Here is a 16907-nt window from a genome sequence, read left to right on the forward strand (position 1 = left end):
CGTGAGCCGACATCTCGTGACGCAGCCGCCTAATTGATCGAGAATGTTCATGCGACCGGCAAGGGCAACGTCAGTCGGCGTGGTCGAACAGTTCATTCAGCTTGGCATCGGAAACGTTGCTGCCTGGCCGTGATGTGATCCGTCTTGCTCGGCGAGTTGCCAGACACAGCCGCTGTCGATCGAGAAGCGACGACCGGATTTCGCTATTCGGACGCCACTATATCCCGATACGCACCCCTCATTCCTGACCCTATCCAGGAGGACCTGTCGGTCTGCACGATTGATCGGTTCCGCGGATAGCCGCGATGGTAACGATATGAATTCGGTCCAATCGTAACCAAAGCAACGCTGGGCCGCCATGTTGGCGTAGATGAATACAGGATCGGGATCGCAGTTGTGTGCGACTACGGCGAAGGGTGCGTGGTGGTAGAGCCAATTTTGATCGCAGGTATCAGGCACTAGGGATTTTCCGACTGCGCGCAGATAGCTGCTAACTAAAAGATCGAAGAACGACCTGTCATGGTAAAGCTCGTCACCCATCATCCCGCGGTTCCTGCTGAACCTTCTCCTGTCAGCAGAATGCGCGTCGCGGTTTCGACGTCGTCCTTGCGCATGAGGCTTTCGCCCACCAGAAACGCGTTGATGCCACAGGCTTTCAACCGCTGGCAGTCGGCATGGGTGAAGATGCCGCTTTCTCCGACTATCAGTCGATCGCTCGGCACCATGGGCGCCAGTGTCTCACTGTTGGCGAGGCTTACGTCGAAGGTCCGCAGATCGCGATTGTTGATGCCGATGAGTGGCGACGACAGCTTCAGCGCGCGTTCCATTTCCGGGGCGTCGTGGACCTCCACCAACACATCCATACCGAGCGCGAAGGCTTCGTCCTGGAGGCGCTCCGCGTCGCCATCGGACAAGCATGCCATGATCAGCAGGATGCAGTCGGCGCCCCACGCACGGGCCTCCTGGACCTGATAGGTCTCGAACATGAAGTCCTTGCGCAATACGGGTAAGGCACAGACATCACGCGCGGCCGTGAGGAACGCCGGAGCTCCCTGGAAGCTCGGTGCATCGGTCAGCACCGAAAGACAGGCGGCGCCACCGGTCTCGTAAGCGCTCGCGAGGGCAGGTGGATCGAAGTCCGGCCGGATCAGCCCCTTCGATGGGCTGGCCTTCTTGATCTCGGCGATCAGGCCGAACTTATCTTCCGTCTGCTTGGCCATCAGCGCCCGGCAAAAACCCCGCGGCGCCGATTGATCGACTTGCAGTGCCTTGAGGTCCGCAATCGAAACTGCTGCCTTTGCGGCCTCGATCTCTCGACGCTTGTACGCCTCGATTTTCTTGAGAATGCTGGTCATGTCGGAAGCGCTTCCTTCGATCGCTGCGGTAAAAGACGGCTCAAGCTGCGAGGCAGCACGGCGACACGCCTTTTACAGGGCAATCATGACGGCTGCTTCTGGCCGAATCGGGACCTTATCGCGAAGTTCGCCCGTTCCGGCTGGCTTTGCCAGTTTTCGTATCGACGGAAGCGGGGAAGCCTTCCTGTCGATCGCACGGATCGAACGGCGGCTTTCGGGAGCCGGCTCTCGCCTTCGCGGGAATGAGGCCTCGACAGGCACGTCGGCCCCGACGCACCGGCGTTGGCTTCCACCCGCGGCGCGGCTAACACGGCGGCATGACCAAACCCCCTATCGCCGAGCAGCGCCCGCATAGCTTCACCACGCACGGCGTGACGGTTGAGGATCCCTATGCGTGGCTGAAGGATCCGAACTATCCCGAGGTCGATGACGAAGACGTGCTGGCGTATCTCGCCGCCGAGAACGTCTATTTCGAAGAGCAGATGGCGCCGCACACGCCGCTGGTCGACACGATCTACGAAGAGATGAAGGCGCGGATCAAGGAGGATGAGTCCTCGGTGCCGCAGAAGGATGGCGATTGGCTGTACTGGACCGCGTATGAGACCGGCGGGCAGTATAAGAAATGGTGGCGGAAACCTGTCGCGGGCGGTGACGACGAGTTGTTGCTCGACGAGCCGGCGCTGGCGGAGGGGCATGAGTATTTCCGGCTCGGGGCGTTCTCGGTCAGCAATGACGGGCGCTATCTGGCCTATGCGATCGACGACAATGGCAGCGAGCGGTTCGAGGTTCGGGTCAAGGATCTGGATACCGGCGAGCATCTGCCCGACGTGATCCCGGGAATGCTGAGCGAGATCGTCTGGACCGCGGACGATGCGGGGTTCCTCTACGGGCTGGCGAACGAGCAGTGGCGGACGGACAATGCGCGGTTCCACCGGTTGGGGACGCCGATTGCCGAGGACGTGGTGCTGTTCCACGAGGAGGACGAGGGGTTTCGCGTCGGGGTCGGCGAGACGAGCTCGCGGAAATGGATCGTCATCGCGACGAGCGACCATGTGACGAGCGAACTGTACCTGCTGCCGGCGCATGAGCCTCTGGCGGTGCCGATCCTCGTCTCGGCGCGGAAGGTCGGGCGCGAATATGATGTGGACGAGCATGACGGGACGCTGTTCATCCATACCAACGACGTCGATCCGAACTTCCGGCTGTGCACCGCGCTGGTCGAGGAGCCCGATGCCTGGACCGAGGTGATCCCGGCGTCGCCGACGTTCTACATGACCGGGGTGGAGTGTTATCAGGACTTCTTCGTGGTCGACGGGCGCGAGGACGGGCTCGATCAGATCGCGATCCACCGGTACGAAACGCCCACCGAGGGACGGCGGATCGAGTTTCCCGAGGCGAGCTATGTCGCGGGGCTGGGCGACAACCCTGAGTACGACATGACGGTGCTGCGGCTTGGGTATGAGTCGATGGTCACGCCGGGGACGGTGTACGACTATGACGTCGATACGGCTGAGCGGACGATGCTCAAGGTGCAGGAGATCCCGAGCGGCTACGACGCGGCGAAATACGCGACCGAGCGGCTGAAGATCGTCGCGCGGGACGGGACCGAGATTCCGGTGTCGATCGTCTATCCCGCCGGGTTCGTGCGTGACGGGTCGGCACCTTTGTTCCTCTATGCCTATGGGGCTTATGGCTATGCGATCCCGCCGGGCTTCTCGACCGGGCGGATGAGTTTGCTCGATCGCGGGTTCGCCTATGCGATCGCGCATATTCGCGGCGGCGATGATCTTGGCCAGCAATGGTACCTGGACGGGAAGCTGGAGAAGCGTGCGAACACGTTCAACGATTTCGTCGACGTGGCCAAGGCACTGGTCGATGCGCAGTGGACGTCGGCGGGGAAGATCGCGATCGCTGGGCGGTCTGCGGGCGGCGAGCTGATGGGGGCGGTGATCAATTCCGATCCCGAGCTCTGGGGCGCTGTGATCGCCGACGTGCCGTTCGTCGACGTGCTCAACACGATGCTCGACGCGGAGCTTCCGCTGACGCCGGGCGAATGGCCCGAATGGGGCAATCCGATCGAGGACAAGGCGGCGTTCGACCTGATCCGGTCCTATTCGCCGTACGACAACGTAACCGCGCAGGCCTATCCGCCGATGTTCATCAGCGGCGGGCTGAACGATCCGCGCGTGACCTATTGGGAGCCCGCGAAATGGGCGGCCAAGCTGCGGCTGATGAAGACCGACGACAACGTCCTGCTGCTCAAGACCAACATGGGCGCGGGGCATGGCGGCAAGTCGGGGCGGTTCGAGTCGCTGCGGGAGGGCGCGGAAGAACACGCGTTCGTGCTGTGGCAGCTGGGCGTCGCGGGGTGAGCCGGTTCACGCTCTCGATCACCGCCGAGGACGCGGATATCGACGAGCTTGGGCATGTGAACAATGCGGTGTGGGTGCAGTGGATCCAGGCCATTGCCACCGCGCATTGGGAGGCCGTCGCGCCGCCTGCGCACAAGCTGGCCTATGTCTGGGTCGTGACGCGGCATGAGATCGACTATCGCGGGAGTGTCGTCGCGGGAGAGACAGTTGTTGGCGAAACCTGGGTCGAGGGCGCGCCGAAGGGGGCGCGGTTCGATCGGCATGTGCGGTTTGTCGGCGATGACGGGCGGGTGAAGCTGGAGGCGGTGACGACCTGGGCTTTGCTCGACCGCGGGACGGGGCGGCTGATGCGGGTGCGCGAGGATATCGCCGCGCCGTTTTACTCGTAAATCCCCTCCCGCTTGCGGGAGGGGTTAGGGGAGGGCGCGACGTACGTACTGGCGTCCGGTCGGTGGGGCACGCCCCTCCCCCGACCCCTCCCGCAGGCGGGAGGGGAGCAGCTTTAGCCGCTGTTTCTGAGCGCGGTGGCGATGGCGTTGATCGATAGGAGGATGCCTTCGCCGATGCGGGGGTCGTCCTCGCCGGCGCGGCGGCGTTTTATGAGTTCGATCTGGAGCAGGTTTAGCGGCTCGATATAGGGGAGGCGGAGGCGGATCGAGGCGTCCAGCGCGGGGTGCTTTTCTAGCAGGCGGGACTGACCGGTCACCGTGAGCAGGCCGTCGTGGGTCTGGTGCCAGCCGTCGCGGATCGTCGTGAAGATTTCGCGGAGTTTCTCGTCCTCGACGAGGCCGGCATAGCGTTCGGCGATGGCGATGTCGGATTTCGCCAGCACCATTTCGAGATTGGCGAGCGCGGAGGCGAAGAGCGGCCAGCCTTGCGCCATGTCCTTCAGCAGCGCCTTGTCCTCGAAATCGGCGATCGCGCGGCCGACCCCGTACCAGCCGGGGAGCATGACGCGCGCCTGCGCCCAGCTGAACACCCAGGGGATCGCGCGGAGGTCTTCGATCCGGTCGGACTTGGTGCGGCTGGCGGGGCGGCTGCCGATCTTGAGCCCGGCGATCTCGGCGATCGGCGTCATCTGGCGGAAGAAGGTGCGGAAGCCTTCGGTGCCGTAGACCAGGTCGCGGTAGCTGTGGAACGCAGCGTCGCTGAGTTTATCCATCGCCGCGGAGAAGCTGGCGTTGTCGGCGTTGGAGAGGCGTTCGGGTTCGAGGCTGGCGAGCAAGGTGGCGGACGCGATTGCCTCGAGATTGGTCATCGCGGCGTCGCGCGTGCCGTATTTTGCGGCGATGACCTCGCCCTGTTCGGTGATGCGGATGCGGCCCTGGACGGTGCCCGGTGGCTGCGCGCGGATCGCGCGGAACGCCGAGCCGCCACCGCGCCCGACTGCGCCGCCGCGGCCGTGGAACAGCTGCATGCCGACGCCTGCCGCGGCGAAGACGGGTTTCAGCGCGGTCGAGGCCTTCGATAGCTGCCAAGTGGAGGTGAGGTAGCCGCCGTCCTTGTTGCTGTCGGAATAGCCGATCATTACTTCCTGGTGACCACGCGTCTTGGCGATCGTAGCGATCTCGGGGAGCGCGAACCAGGCGGTCATCACGCCGGGTGCGGCTTCGAGATCGCCGATCGTCTCGAACAGCGGGACCGCCATGACCGCTGCGGTCGGGGTCTCGCCGGGGCGGTAGAGGCCGACTTCCTTGAGGAGCAGGTTCACTTCGAGGAGGTCGCTGACCGACTGCGCCATCGAGACGATGTAGTTGGCGATGCAGGCGGGGCCGTAGGCGGCATGCGCGTCGGCGGCGGCCTGTGCGATCGCGAGTTCGCTGGCGGTCTCGTCGGTATATTCGGTGAACCGCGAGGTCAGCGGGCGGGCGTTGGCGAGTTCGCGGCGGAGGAGCGCGACGCGCGCGTCTTCGTCGAGCGACAGGTAATCTTCCTCGACGCCCGCGACCTGGAGCAGTTCGGCGACGACGCGTTCGTGGACGGCGCTGTTCTGGCGGAGGTCCAAGGTGGCGAGGTGGAAGCCGAACGTCTCGACCGCGCGGATCAGCCGGCCGAGCGCGCCGCCGGTCTTCAGCGCGGTGCCGAGACCGTGCGCGAGCGTGACGAGATCGGCGCGGAAGTCGGTGGGGCTGGCATAGGGTTCGCCGGTGAGACGGCCGGGGCGCGGTGATGGCTTGCCGGTCAGCGCGTCGTGCGTCTTGGCAAGGCGCGCGTAGATGCCCGAGAGCGCGCGGCGATAGGGTTCGTCGGCGCGGCTGGCGGCATCGTCGCCGCTGGCGTCGGCGAGCGCCTGCACCGCTGCGTCCGCGGGCGCGTGTTCGGTCGAGATCGACAGTTCGGCACCAAGCGCGTGGACCGCCTCGCAATAATAGCCAAGGACGGCTTCGCTGGCCTTCGAGAGCGCCGTGCGGAGCGAGTCGGCGGTGACGTACGGGTTCCCGTCGCGGTCGCCGCCGATCCAGCTGCCGGGGCGCAGGAAGCTGGGCGTGCGTTCGCCGAGCGCGCGGTCCCAGCGCTGGTAGAGCGCGGGGAGCGCGGGGAGGAAGACGTCGCGCAGATAGCTGAGCGCGGTGTCGACCTCGTCGGTGACGTAGAGCCGGTCGCGGCGCAGGACGCGGGTCTGCCAGAGCAGCGCGATCTGGCGGAGGATCGCATCGTCGACGCTGTCGCCGTCGGGCGTGGTGTCGCGGCCGAGATCGCGGAGCGCCATCAGCTCGGCGATGCGGTTGCGGTGATCGATCATGCTCTTGCGGCGCACTTCGGTGGGGTGCGCGGTGAGGACGGGGGCGATCAGCGCCTTGTCGAGCAGCGCGCGGATCTGCGCGCGGTCGATGCCCTCTGATTCGAGCTGGGCGATCGCGGAGGCGAGGTCGGCGCCGTCCTCCGCGGCGATGCCCTGGCGATCCTCGGCGAGGTTGGCGAGCATCGAGAACAGCATGAAGCCGCGGACGAAATCGAGTGTCTCGTCGAGGCCGAGCTTTTCGAGGCCGAGATCGACTGCGCTGTGATCCGCAACCCTGCCTTCGGAGACGTCGCGGTGGCGCTCGACCGAGGCCTTGCGGATCGTCTCTGTTGCCTCGAATAGCGCGTCGCCGCCATAAGCGCGGATGACGTCACCCAGCAGTTTGCCGAGGAAACGGATGTCGGAATTGTTCGCGATCGCGGGAAGGCTTGCCATGATTCCCTGCTGCGCTGCGGCAGGGATCAGGTCAACCTCCGACGGTGGATTCATCGCGCAAAACCGTCACTCAACGACAGATAGTTACGCCGATCAGCGCTTGCGCGACTCCGCACGCTCTTCCGACGTGACCGTGCCGTCGTGGTTCAAGTCCATCCGGTCGAACCAGGCGAGCGTGCCTTCGCTCCACTCGATCGCGGTGATGACGCCGTCCTTGTTGCGGTCGAACGCCTTGATGCGCGCGTTGGGGGCGGGCAGCTCTTCCTTCGTAATGCGGTCGTCGGCGTTGCGATCGAGCGTGCGGAAGCGGCGTTCCATGCTGGCGCCGAAATCGAGCCGCGACGTCACCGAGGGGGGCACGAAGCCGGACGCATTGGCATCGGCCTGCGCGCGCTGCGCGTCCTTGTCGCCGCATGCGGACACCAACATTCCCGTCGCGGCGAGGACCACCACCAGTTTCACGCGCATAAAATCTCCCGTCTTTTCGAGAAGCCGTCAGGCCTCGAGTTCGACGTCCCAATACAACCAGTCGTGCCATGTGTCGTGCAGGTAGTTGGGCGGGAAACTGCGGCCGTGTTCCTGGAGATGCCAGTTGGTCGGGCGGATCGCCTCGATATGCAGCGGCATCGCTGCCTGTTTCGGCGTGCGGCCACCCTTTTTCAGGTTGCACGGCGAGCAGGCGGTGACGACGTTCTCCCACGTGGTACGACCGCCTTGCGCGCGGGGGACGACATGGTCGAAGGTGAGATCGCGCAGCTTGCCGCAATATTGGCAGGTGAACTTGTCGCGCAGGAACAGGTTGAAGCGGGTGAAGGCGGGAAATTGCGACGGTCGGACGAACTGCTTGAGCGCGATCACCGAGGGCAGCTTCAGCGCGAAATTGGCGCTGCGCACTTCGCGTTCATAGGTGGCGACGATGTCGACGCGGTCGAGGAACACCGCCTTGACCGCGGTCTGCCACGGCCACACGCTGAGCGGATAGTAAGAAAGCGGCGTGTAATCGGCATTGAGCACAAGCGCCGGACAACCATCCGGATGACGCATCAGATCGGGGTGAAACACGGCTCCTCCCACTCAGGCTTCGCAGAGCGCCCTATGGACGACAGCGATGACACCGGCATGACAGCACGGCGCGTATCGTCAGGTCAAGCGCGGTGAGCGGCGAGACGGTCGTAACCCGGTTCGCGCCGAGCCCGACCGGGCGGCTGCATCTGGGGCATGCGGTGTCGGCGATCCGGTCGCATGATTTCGCGCGGGAGCGGGACGGGCGGTTCGTGCTGCGGATCGAGGATATCGACGGGACGCGCAGCCGGGTGGAGTTCGCCGACGGGATTCTCGAGGATCTGACGTGGCTCGGGCTGCGGTGGGACACGCTCGTGTTTCAGTCGGCGCGGCTCGCGACGTACGAGGCGGCGCTCGATCGGTTGAAGGCGCGCGGGCTGGTCTATCCGTGTTTCTGCACGCGGGCGGAGATCGCGGCGAGCGCGTCCGCTCCGCAGGGGGATGTCGGGCCGGCGTATCCGGGGACGTGTCGGGGGCTGTCGGCGGCGGAGATCGCGGCGCGGACGGGGGCGTGTTGCTGGCGGCTGGATATGGCGAAGGCTGTTGCGGAGACGGGTGCTTTGACGTGGCACGATGCGACGGCGGGGGAGGTGGTCGCGGATCCGATGCCGCAGGGGGACGTGGTGCTGGCGCGCAAGGATGCGCCGGCGAGCTATCATCTTGCGGTGACGCTCGACGATGCGGCGCAGAGGGTGACCGATGTGGTGCGCGGCGTGGATCTGTTCGCGGCGACGCATGTGCACCGGGTGTTGCAGGCTTTGCTGGAGTTGCCGGTGCCGGCGTATCATCATCATCCGCTGGTGGTGGATGCGGCGGGGCGGCGGCTGGCCAAGCGGGATGGGGCGCGGTCTTTGGCGGAGATGCGGGCGGCGGGGGAGGATGGGCTTGGGTTGGCGGCTCGGTTGCGGGCTGCGGGTTAGGGTGGTGTCTGAAGCAACAGCTGCGGCCGCGCCCACTTCCACCACCCCGGCCTTCGCCGGGGTGGTGACCTGCCCTAGGTGGCGGCCTCTGTCGGGTGGCGTCGCGCCCGCTTCCTTGTTCTCCCGCGAAGGCGGGAGCCCAGACTGGGTCCCCGCCTTCGCGGGAGAAACATGCTGGTTTTGCGGGCTTCCTGGTGCGCTCGTTCTAAAGCTCGATCCCTAACCTCGGCGCGGCCCAAGTCATCGCCGCATACAGCGCGATCGTCAGCGCGCAGCCTGCTACGAGCGCCAGCCAGAACGGCGCGCCGTGGCGGAGCATTGCGGGGATCAGCAGGAACATCGGCAGCGACGGCAGGACGTACCAGAAGGTCGCGCCGGCGTGCGCGGCCATCGTTCGCGGATCGGGTTTGTCGTGCCACAGCCAGATCATGCCGAGGACGGATACCAGCGGCAGCGATGCCACGAGCGCGCCGAAGCCCGGATAGCGCTTGGCCAATTCCGACGCGGCGGCGATCAGGATGCCGGAGATCAGGGCCTTGAGCGCTAAATAGAGCATGCGCTATCTGTGCGCATCGCCGACCCTTTCGCAATATCGATACTTCGTAACATCGGTCATTCCGCAGCATCGGCTATGCCATTGCTACCCCGCCGTTGCACGCTTACATTCGGGTAATGAACACGTTTCTCGTCATCCTCCTGATCGCGGCGATGATCGCGACCCTCGTGGCTCTGGTGCGGGGCGTCGTGTCGTTCCTGCAGGAGGGAAGCGCACAGGTCCGCGACGGCAACGGCCCGAGCACGGCCTCGCTCAAATCGAATCGGATGATGCAGCAACGCATCTTCTTTCAAGCGATCGCGATCCTGATCGTCGTCGTCATCCTGTTCGCGGCAGGCCGGACCTAGGTCGGGAGACTGGACCGATGGTCAAGCTGAACAAGATTTACACGCGGACCGGTGACGACGGCACGACGGGGCTGGTAGACGGATCGCGCGTGTCCAAGTCGAGCGCGCTGATGCAGGCGATCGGCGATGTCGACGAGGCGAATTCGGCGATCGGCTTGGCGGTGATTGCGCTGGGCGATCACCCGATGGCGACGGCGCTGACCCGGATCCAGAATGACCTGTTCGATCTCGGCGCGGATCTGGCAACCCTGGCCGGCGCGGACGAAGCGGGAGCCGACGATTTCACGCCGTCGGAGATGGTGTTGCGAATCGTGCCCTCGCAGGTCGAGCGGCTGGAGCGCGAGATCGACGCGATGAACGTGCACCTCGCGCCGTTACGTAGCTTCATTCTGCCGGGTGGTTCGGCCGAAGCCGCCGCGTTGCATCTGGCGCGCGCGATCAGCCGGCGGGCGGAGCGGTCCGCGGTCGGTGCGAGCGAGACGCATCGGCTCAATCCGGCTGCATTAGCGTATGTTAACCGGCTTTCGGATTTTCTCTTCGTCGCATCGCGCGCCGTGAACCAAAACGGCGCCGGGGACGTTCTTTGGCGACCGGGGGCTACGCGCAACTAGGCGCGTATCGTCGCTCGCGTTCCAACGTCGCATCGGTTGACGTAGAACTGAGGAGAGATCGATGCCCAGTCCCGTCCGTCCCGACCGCGCCGCGGCGCCGCAAATCTCCCACATAGCCGAGCGTTTTGCAGCAGTTCGCGACCTGACGCTCGCGCTCGCCGCGCCGCTTTCGGATGCCGACGCGACCGTGCAATCGATGGCGGATGCGTCGCCGACCAAATGGCACTTGGCGCATACGACGTGGTTCTTCGAGACGTTCGTCCTGCGCGATCATGTCGCGGATTATGCGCTGCACGACGAGCGTTTCCCGTTCCTGTTCAACAGCTATTACGAGGCCGAGGGGAGTCGCCATGCGCGCGACCGCCGCGGGATGGTGACGCGGCCGTCGCTCGACGAGGTGAAGGCGTATCGTGCGCATGTCGATGCGGCGTTGCTCGCGGCGTTGCCCACTTTGTCCGAGGATGCGCAGACGCTGGTCGCGCTTGGTTGTCACCATGAGGAGCAGCATCAGGAATTGCTGGTAACCGACATCCTCCACATGTTTTCGGAAAATCCGCTCGAACCGGCGATGTGGCCGGCGGCGCGGAAAGTTCCGGTGGCGATGCCGGGCCCGATCGGCTGGATCGAGCGTGGCAGCGAGATCGTCGAGATCGGCCATCACGGCGAAGGCTTCGCGTTCGATTGCGAGGGGCCACGGCATTCAGCGTTGGTGTCACCGCATGCGATCGCCGACCGGACCGTGACAAACGGCGAATGGGCCGCGTTTATCGCTGATGGCGGCTACCGCGATGCGCAGCATTGGCTGGCGGATGGTTGGGCCTGGGTAAAGGCGGAAGGCATCGTCGCGCCGCTGTATTGGGAAGAGCGAGACGGCGGCTGGACCCGGTTAGGGCTCGACGGTCGCCGCGCGATCGATCCGGCCGCGCCGGTGACGCATGTCAGCTTTTTCGAGGCGGATGCGTATGCGACCTGGGCCGGCGCACGATTGCCGACCGAGTTCGAGTGGGAGGCCGCCGCCGCGTTGCATGACGCGTCCGGCGGCAACCAGATGGACGTCGCAGGTCCGGTCGAACCGCGGCCTTCGTCAGGCGGTCCGGCGTTCTTCGGCGACGTGTGGGAATGGACCGGCAGCGCGTATCGACCTTATCCGAAGTTCGCGAAGGTCGATGGCGCGGTCGGCGAATATAACGGTAAGTTCATGAGTTCGCAGTTCATCCTGCGTGGCGGCAGCTGTGCGACACCGCGCGGCCACGTCCGCGCGAGCTACCGCAATTTCTTCTATCCGCACCAACGATGGCAGTTCACCGGCGTGCGCCTTGCGAAAGATATCTGATGTTGAAGCCTGAGATCGAGGACGGCCAGCAGACGCTTGCCGACCCGCAATTCCGTGCCGACGTGCTGGACGGCCTCGCCCGCCGCCCGCGGGCGATTCCAGCGCGGTGGTTCTACGACCGGCGTGGCTCGGAATTGTTCGAGAAGATCACCGACCTGCCGGAATATTACCCGACGCGGACCGAGCGCTCGATTCTTGAGACGGTGTGTCCGGAGGTGGCGAGGATCGCCGGCGAGGGCCGTGCGGTCGTCGAGTTCGGTTCGGGATCGTCGGTCAAGACGCCGATCCTTCTCGATGCGGTCGCGCCCTCGGTATACGTGCCGATCGACATTTCGGGCGATTTCCTGCGAGAATCGTCCAAGGTGCTGGGCGAGCAGTTCCCCGACCTGCTGGTGCTGCCGTTCGAAGCCGATTTCATGCGGCCGCTGAGCTTGCCGAAGACGATTGCGGACACGCCCAAGCTGGGGTTCTTTCCCGGCTCGACGATCGGCAACATGATTCCGCTGATGGCGGTCGACCTGCTGCGGGCGATGCGGACGTCGCTCGGCGTCGGCGCGATGCTGTTGATCGGGATGGACCGGATCAAGGGAAAGGACGTGCTCGTCCCCGCCTATGACGACGCGCAGGGCGTGACCGCGGCATTCAACCTCAACTTGCTCGAGCGGATCAACCGCGAGCTGGGCGGGGATATTCCGGTCGAGGCGTTCCGGCACAAGGCGGTCTGGAACGACGATCGCGCGCGCGTCGAGATGCATCTGGAGGCGACGCGTGATGTGGCGTTCACGGTGGATGGGCGTACGTTCGAAATGTCTGCAAGTGACTCTATTCATACGGAAAACTCGCACAAATATGGCGAGCGGGATGCGCGGATTTTGTTGCGGTCGGGGGGGTGGACGCCGGTGGCGGCTTGGACCGATCCCGAGGGGCTGTTCGGGGTGTATCTGGCCGAGGCTCAGATGGAGCGGCCGGCGCCCTGATTGCCTGGGCTTTCGGGATTTCGCCCTGCGCGCTAACCCCAGGCCCTGCTCATCAGGAAAAGAAGCGACCATTCGACGAAATCGCCGGTATTGTGCGCGATGATCGGCACCACGACACTGCGGGACCGTTCGAACAGCCAGCCATAGAAGACGCCGAAGGCCGTCTCGTATAGCTACTGACCGATCGCTGCGGTCAGCGGTTTCTGCCAAAAGGACTGGATGTGCGCGAGCGAGAAGATGACGGCGGTGGCGATCGTCGCCTATGAAATGTCGGTACGGCCAACGCTGATGCGCTGTGGCATGATCGCAAGCAGGTAGCCGAGGAACAACGCGCGAAACGGGATTTCCCCGGTGATTCCGACGAACACGCCTTGCATCATCAGCAAGGGGACAATGCCGATATAGGCGTACCCCTTCGGCCAGCGGAAACCCGGATCGAACGTCGGCAGCGGCCGAAGCACGGCGATCAGGGCCAGCGCGACGAGGTATATCGTATATTACAGCGCTGACTTTTGCCGGACCACCGTCGTGCGCCACGTCGTGACGTAGTCGATGTTGCCGCGGCATTCGCCCATTTCGGATTGCTCGGACAGGCGCAGGCGGGTGCCGTCCCAGACGAAACTCTGCATCACGCCGCAGTCGCCGAGGCCGCGGCCCTTGGCGTAGCTGGTGAGGACGCCGTTCTCGAAAGTGCCGTTGACGACGCTCTTCACGCGCGTGCCGGGGTCGGCGCCGGTTTCCTCGAAGCCGGAAGGGGCGTCGGTCTGGGCCGGGACGATCTTCGCGCCGTCGATAATGAAGAGGATGCCGATAAGGTTGTACGCGCCGGTCGAGCAGGGGAGGATCGCGAGCGACTTGCCGCCGCCCAGTGCGTGGATTTCGGGCGCGAACATTTCTGGTGCCGCCCCGGACGGGGAATTGCCGAGATCGCAGGACCCGCGTTTGCGCATCGTCGCGATCTGCGCCGCGGTCAGCCTGGCGGCCGCGCCCGACGGAGCGACCGCGGCGATGACCGGGAGGGCGGGCGTCGGTGCGCGCGAGGCGGCCGGGCCCTTGGCGACGATCGCGTCGGTGCTGCCGGCGCGACCCTGTTGCGCGTCGATGTAGCGGAGCGCGGCGGCGGCGCCCTTGAGCGAGAGCGTGGACAAGGTGCCGCCCTTCGCGTCGAGGATCTTCAGCGACTGGGCGTTGGCGATCGCGGCGGCGAGGGCGCCGCCGTCGCGCAGGGCGATGGGCTTGCCGTCGACCGCGAAGCTGGCGGGCGGGCGCTTGGTGGCGGCCTGGTCGTTGCGGGTTTCGATCGCCAGCGAGATCTTGCCGCCGCCGTTCGCGACCGGGCCGGGCTCGCGCGTGAGGTTCAGCGTGATCGTATCCTGGCCCATGCTCGCCTCGGGGAGGAGCGAGCCGAGCGTGCAGCGCAGGCCGTTGTCGCAGCCGACCGTCCAGTCGGTGAAGGTCTTCGTGGCGCCGGGCTTTGGCGGCGCGTTAGAGTCGGTGGTCGGGGTCGGCTGGGACGCCGGCTGGGGCGTTGCCGGCGCGAGGGGGGCTGGCGCGGGCGCTGTCCCGGTGTCCGCCTTGGGCTCCGGCGCGGGCTGGCTTGGCGAACAGGCTGCCATCAGCGGCAGCATGACGAGGGGCGTGAGGGCGGAAAAGATCGGTTTGCACAGCATGATTGCAGCCTAGCGCTCTGGCAGCGCGGGGAAAAGCGGTTAGGGAGGGGCAACGATTTCAGGAGAGCGACATGCAGACGATCGGTGTGATTGGTGCAGGACAGATGGGCGCGGGCATCGCGCAGGTATCGGCGCAGGCGGGGTACCGCGTGCTGCTGGCGGACGTATCGCTGGAGGCGGCGACCAAGGGGAAGGCGGGGATCGCCAAGGCGCTCGGCCGGCTGGTCGAGAAGGAAAAGATCGCGGGCGAAGCGCGTGACACGGCACTCGCGGGAATCGAGCCGGTCGCGAGCGTGGGCGAGATGGGCGACTGCGCCATCGTCGTCGAGGCGGCGACCGAGCGCGAGGCGGTGAAGCGCCAGATCTTCGCTGAGGTCGGCAAGGTGCTGGGGCCGGACGCGATCCTGGCGTCGAACACGTCGTCGATCCCGATCACGCGGCTGGCGCAGGCGGCGCCAGATGCGGCGCGGTTCATGGGCGTGCATTTCTTCAATCCGGTGCCGGTGATGCGGCCGATCGAACTGATCCGCGGTCTGGCGACATCGGATGAGACGGTGGCGGCGGTCGAGGCATTTGCGGAAAAGCTCGGCAAGCAGGTGGTGCATGCGAACGACGCGCCGGGCTTCATCGTCAACCGCGTGCTGATGCCGATGATCAACGAGGCGTGCTTCGCGCTCGGCGAGGGCGTGGCGAGCGTGCGCGACATCGATCTCGCGTGCCAGCTCGGGCTGAACCATCCGATGGGGCCGCTGACACTGGCGGACTTCATCGGGCTGGATACGTGCCTGGAGATTACGCGCGTGCTGTTCGAGGGGACGGGCGATCCGAAGTTCCGGCCGGCGCCGATGCTGGTGAAGTATGTCGAGGCTGGGTGGTTTGGGCGGAAGACCAAGCGCGGGTTTTATGATTATTCTGGGGCGGAGCCTGTGCCTACTCGGTGAGGGGGGTAGTCGCTTCGCCCTCGGAATTGCGCCCGCTGGTGGAGCCGAGGGGGATCGGTTAAAATCCCCGTAAGCACTGAAAAACAAAGGATATTTATTTCGACATCGGGACCGTTGTGTTAGCCCTTTGTACTAGCTGACGCAAGGGTGAGATAATCCGCGAGACTTACGGGAGGTAAGCGTTGACGATGCCGCGAGCGCAGGTAGGGTAGAACAATGATAGCGTGACGTGCCGTTCACATAGCGGCTAACCATCGTCGGCTAAAGGTTGGAGCCTGCGCCCTGTTCGACTGGCCTTTTAGAGCGGAGAGTACGCTTCTCGTTGCAGGCTGGGGATTTTGGCTTGCCATCGCAGGTATGGTGCTAACAATCGTCGGCTTCGGCATTACGCTAGTTCAGCTTTCTAGAGCAAAGGGTGCAGCTACAGCTGTGAAAGATGAAGTTGCTCGGATACGCGACTCCCTTTCTAAATACGATGCAGCTCAAGACATAGCTAAGGCAAGTTACGCTCTAAGCGCCACTAGACGCTACTTGAGCAACGGATCTTGGCAAGACGTCACTGACAGCTACGAAGACGTAAGGCGCGGCCTTGTTCAGGTCAAAGCCACCGGACATGTCACCGATGAGGACTTGCTAATACAAATATCCACGGCCTCGGAACACATCGAAAAGCTTTGCGCTCGTATTGAGAGGTCGCTTGAGAAGCCGCCCGTATCAATAGATGTGTCAAAAACACGAGGCATGTTACGAAGGCATGACGAGCTTATAGCTGCGATAACGTCTTCCATTCAGAGAGATATGATATGACCCAGTATACCCTTAACAAACAAAAGAAGTTTGTGGAGCTTTTGTACAAAAAGACGCTGGAGCGTGGTATAAATTGGGGAATTAATGATGCCAAGCAAATATATGCAGTCGTAGCAGGACGCTCCCTGTTCGTATATTCTTCACTTAATGGCGAAGGTGAAGAGCTTATAAACTTTGCAATATTTGGAACTGATAGTAAGATATCCGATTCATTTACCGATGAAACCATAAAATATGGCGATATGGCTCCTGCTGGATTTGATAACTGGTACTTATTATGCTCAGCATTACTTGATATGGCAAAGCGGCAAGCGTCTGGGGCAGATGACGCGCTAGATGCAATGATCAACGAACTAGACGACGACGTTCCATTTTGATTGAGATCGTTTGTAGTACCCCGCCTACGGCCCAAAAATCATAGAGATTTGCGAGAGGGCAATTCAAACAGGAGTGAGCGCGGTTCTCCCCGTATACCCGGTCCCAGCCTCAGGCGATTATGACACGCCTAGCGCGACCTGCATTATCGCGCGTGGTTCTTTATCCCTGCATGACGTGTCACAGTCGCCAAACGATCCGCTCCCTGCTCTGTCCAGAATAATCTAACGAGCGATTGGCCGATTGTCCGTCAGACCGTCGCGCGCGCCTTCTTGTTCTCCCGCGAAGGCGGGAGCCCAGGCTGGGTCCCCGCCTTCGCGGGGAAACACGCTGCTTGGTGTAGGCCACACTACTCCGAACCAGATCGGTTAAAAGGCTTGACATCGTCACGCTCCTTTGGTAC

The 16907-nt window shown here is 64.1% G+C and carries 16 protein-coding genes; 9 read left to right on the forward strand and 7 right to left on the reverse strand.

All coding sequences use genetic code 11. From position 1 onward, the window contains the following. Window positions 1–539 precede the first annotated feature (539 nt). Complete coding sequence (gene trpC / locus EQZ23_RS07185) at window positions 540–1355, reverse strand: indole-3-glycerol phosphate synthase TrpC (protein ID WP_128453796.1); 816 nt, start codon at window positions 1353–1355, stop codon at window positions 540–542. A gap of 317 nt (window positions 1356–1672) precedes the next feature. Between trpC and EQZ23_RS07190 the strand changes: the two genes are divergently transcribed. Next, window positions 1673–3727 carry a S9 family peptidase gene (locus tag EQZ23_RS07190; RefSeq protein WP_128453797.1) on the forward strand — a complete coding sequence of 685 codons (2055 nt, stop codon included), beginning with the start codon at window positions 1673–1675 and terminating at the stop codon, window positions 3725–3727. Continuing rightward, complete coding sequence (locus tag EQZ23_RS07195) at window positions 3724–4116, forward strand: acyl-CoA thioesterase (protein ID WP_128453798.1); 393 nt, start codon at window positions 3724–3726, stop codon at window positions 4114–4116. The genes EQZ23_RS07190 and EQZ23_RS07195 overlap by 4 nt, the downstream gene beginning before the upstream one ends. Window positions 4117–4229: 113 nt before the next feature. Here the strand turns inward: EQZ23_RS07195 and ppc are convergent, their stop codons facing one another. The 3 genes from ppc to EQZ23_RS07210 form a co-directional block, all read right to left on the reverse strand. After that, on the reverse strand, window positions 4230–6905 hold the full coding sequence (ppc, locus tag EQZ23_RS07200; RefSeq protein ID WP_128453799.1) for a phosphoenolpyruvate carboxylase: 2676 nt from the start codon (window positions 6903–6905) through the stop codon (window positions 4230–4232). Window positions 6906–6998: 93 nt separating this feature from the next. Continuing rightward, window positions 6999–7373, reverse strand: a complete 375-nt coding sequence (locus tag EQZ23_RS07205; protein WP_128453800.1) for an EF-hand domain-containing protein — start codon at window positions 7371–7373, stop codon at window positions 6999–7001. A gap of 27 nt (window positions 7374–7400) precedes the next feature. Then, entirely contained in the window at window positions 7401–7967 is a 567-nt protein-coding gene (locus EQZ23_RS07210; RefSeq protein ID WP_128453801.1) for an HNH endonuclease, read from the reverse strand. Window positions 7968–8059: 92 nt separating this feature from the next. On the opposite strand from EQZ23_RS07210, the gene gluQRS reads away from it, so the two are divergent. Continuing rightward, window positions 8060–8887 carry a tRNA glutamyl-Q(34) synthetase GluQRS gene (gene gluQRS / locus EQZ23_RS07215; protein WP_128453802.1) on the forward strand — a complete coding sequence of 276 codons (828 nt, stop codon included), beginning with the start codon at window positions 8060–8062 and terminating at the stop codon, window positions 8885–8887. A 205-nt stretch (window positions 8888–9092) separates the two neighbouring features. Here gluQRS and EQZ23_RS07220 read toward each other — a convergent pair whose 3' ends face one another. Then, window positions 9093–9443 carry a DUF3147 family protein gene (locus EQZ23_RS07220; protein ID WP_128453803.1) on the reverse strand — a complete coding sequence of 117 codons (351 nt, stop codon included), beginning with the start codon at window positions 9441–9443 and terminating at the stop codon, window positions 9093–9095. A 116-nt stretch (window positions 9444–9559) separates the two neighbouring features. Between EQZ23_RS07220 and EQZ23_RS07225 the strand changes: the two genes are divergently transcribed. From EQZ23_RS07225 to egtD, 4 genes are all read left to right on the forward strand, one after another. Beyond that, window positions 9560–9790 carry a twin transmembrane helix small protein gene (locus EQZ23_RS07225; protein ID WP_128453804.1) on the forward strand — a complete coding sequence of 77 codons (231 nt, stop codon included), beginning with the start codon at window positions 9560–9562 and terminating at the stop codon, window positions 9788–9790. A gap of 17 nt (window positions 9791–9807) precedes the next feature. Beyond that, window positions 9808–10401, forward strand: coding sequence for a cob(I)yrinic acid a,c-diamide adenosyltransferase (locus tag EQZ23_RS07230; protein WP_128453805.1), 594 nt, complete (start codon window positions 9808–9810; stop codon window positions 10399–10401). 61 nt (window positions 10402–10462) lie between these two features. Further along, window positions 10463–11734, forward strand: coding sequence for an ergothioneine biosynthesis protein EgtB (gene egtB / locus EQZ23_RS07235; RefSeq protein ID WP_128453806.1), 1272 nt, complete (start codon window positions 10463–10465; stop codon window positions 11732–11734). Beyond that, window positions 11734–12711 carry an L-histidine N(alpha)-methyltransferase gene (gene egtD / locus EQZ23_RS07240; protein ID WP_128453807.1) on the forward strand — a complete coding sequence of 326 codons (978 nt, stop codon included), beginning with the start codon at window positions 11734–11736 and terminating at the stop codon, window positions 12709–12711. The genes egtB and egtD overlap by 1 nt, the downstream gene beginning before the upstream one ends. 260 nt (window positions 12712–12971) lie before the next feature. Here the strand turns inward: egtD and EQZ23_RS07250 are convergent, their stop codons facing one another. Both EQZ23_RS07250 and EQZ23_RS07255 read right to left on the reverse strand, forming a co-directional pair. After that, complete coding sequence (locus tag EQZ23_RS07250; protein ID WP_128453808.1) at window positions 12972–13172, reverse strand: hypothetical protein; 201 nt, start codon at window positions 13170–13172, stop codon at window positions 12972–12974. 36 nt (window positions 13173–13208) lie between these two features. Continuing rightward, entirely contained in the window at window positions 13209–14381 is a 1173-nt protein-coding gene (locus tag EQZ23_RS07255) for a DUF1176 domain-containing protein (protein ID WP_128453809.1), read from the reverse strand. Between the two features lie 71 nt (window positions 14382–14452). On the opposite strand from EQZ23_RS07255, the gene EQZ23_RS07260 reads away from it, so the two are divergent. Further along, window positions 14453–15322, forward strand: coding sequence for a 3-hydroxyacyl-CoA dehydrogenase NAD-binding domain-containing protein (locus tag EQZ23_RS07260; protein WP_128453810.1), 870 nt, complete (start codon window positions 14453–14455; stop codon window positions 15320–15322). Between the two features lie 803 nt (window positions 15323–16125). After that, on the forward strand, window positions 16126–16506 hold the full coding sequence (locus EQZ23_RS07265; protein WP_128453811.1) for a hypothetical protein: 381 nt from the start codon (window positions 16126–16128) through the stop codon (window positions 16504–16506). Window positions 16507–16907: the final 401 nt, after the last annotated feature.

It is taken from the genome of Sphingomonas sp. UV9 (genome assembly GCF_004101245.1).
Classification (GTDB): Bacteria; Pseudomonadota; Alphaproteobacteria; order Sphingomonadales; family Sphingomonadaceae; genus Sphingomonas.

Excerpts from the sequence above, each read along its gene's own strand:
- EQZ23_RS07230 (WP_128453805.1), top strand. The coding sequence starts at position 9,808 with ATGGTCAAGCTGAACAAGATTTACACGCGGACCGGTGACGACGGCACG.
- EQZ23_RS07225 (WP_128453804.1), top strand. The coding sequence starts at position 9,560 with ATGAACACGTTTCTCGTCATCCTCCTGATCGCGGCGATGATCGCGACC.
- egtB (WP_128453806.1), top strand. The coding sequence starts at position 10,463 with ATGCCCAGTCCCGTCCGTCCCGACCGCGCCGCGGCGCCGCAAATCTCC.
- EQZ23_RS07255 (WP_128453809.1), bottom strand. The coding sequence starts at position 14,381 with ATGCTGTGCAAACCGATCTTTTCCGCCCTCACGCCCCTCGTCATGCTG.
- EQZ23_RS07190 (WP_128453797.1), top strand. The coding sequence starts at position 1,673 with ATGACCAAACCCCCTATCGCCGAGCAGCGCCCGCATAGCTTCACCACG.
- EQZ23_RS07260 (WP_128453810.1), top strand. The coding sequence starts at position 14,453 with ATGCAGACGATCGGTGTGATTGGTGCAGGACAGATGGGCGCGGGCATC.
- EQZ23_RS07220 (WP_128453803.1), bottom strand. The coding sequence starts at position 9,443 with ATGCTCTATTTAGCGCTCAAGGCCCTGATCTCCGGCATCCTGATCGCC.
- ppc (WP_128453799.1), bottom strand. The coding sequence starts at position 6,905 with ATGGCAAGCCTTCCCGCGATCGCGAACAATTCCGACATCCGTTTCCTC.
- egtD (WP_128453807.1), top strand. The coding sequence starts at position 11,734 with ATGTTGAAGCCTGAGATCGAGGACGGCCAGCAGACGCTTGCCGACCCG.
- EQZ23_RS07205 (WP_128453800.1), bottom strand. The coding sequence starts at position 7,373 with ATGCGCGTGAAACTGGTGGTGGTCCTCGCCGCGACGGGAATGTTGGTG.
- EQZ23_RS07265 (WP_128453811.1), top strand. The coding sequence starts at position 16,126 with ATGACCCAGTATACCCTTAACAAACAAAAGAAGTTTGTGGAGCTTTTG.
- trpC (WP_128453796.1), bottom strand. The coding sequence starts at position 1,355 with ATGACCAGCATTCTCAAGAAAATCGAGGCGTACAAGCGTCGAGAGATC.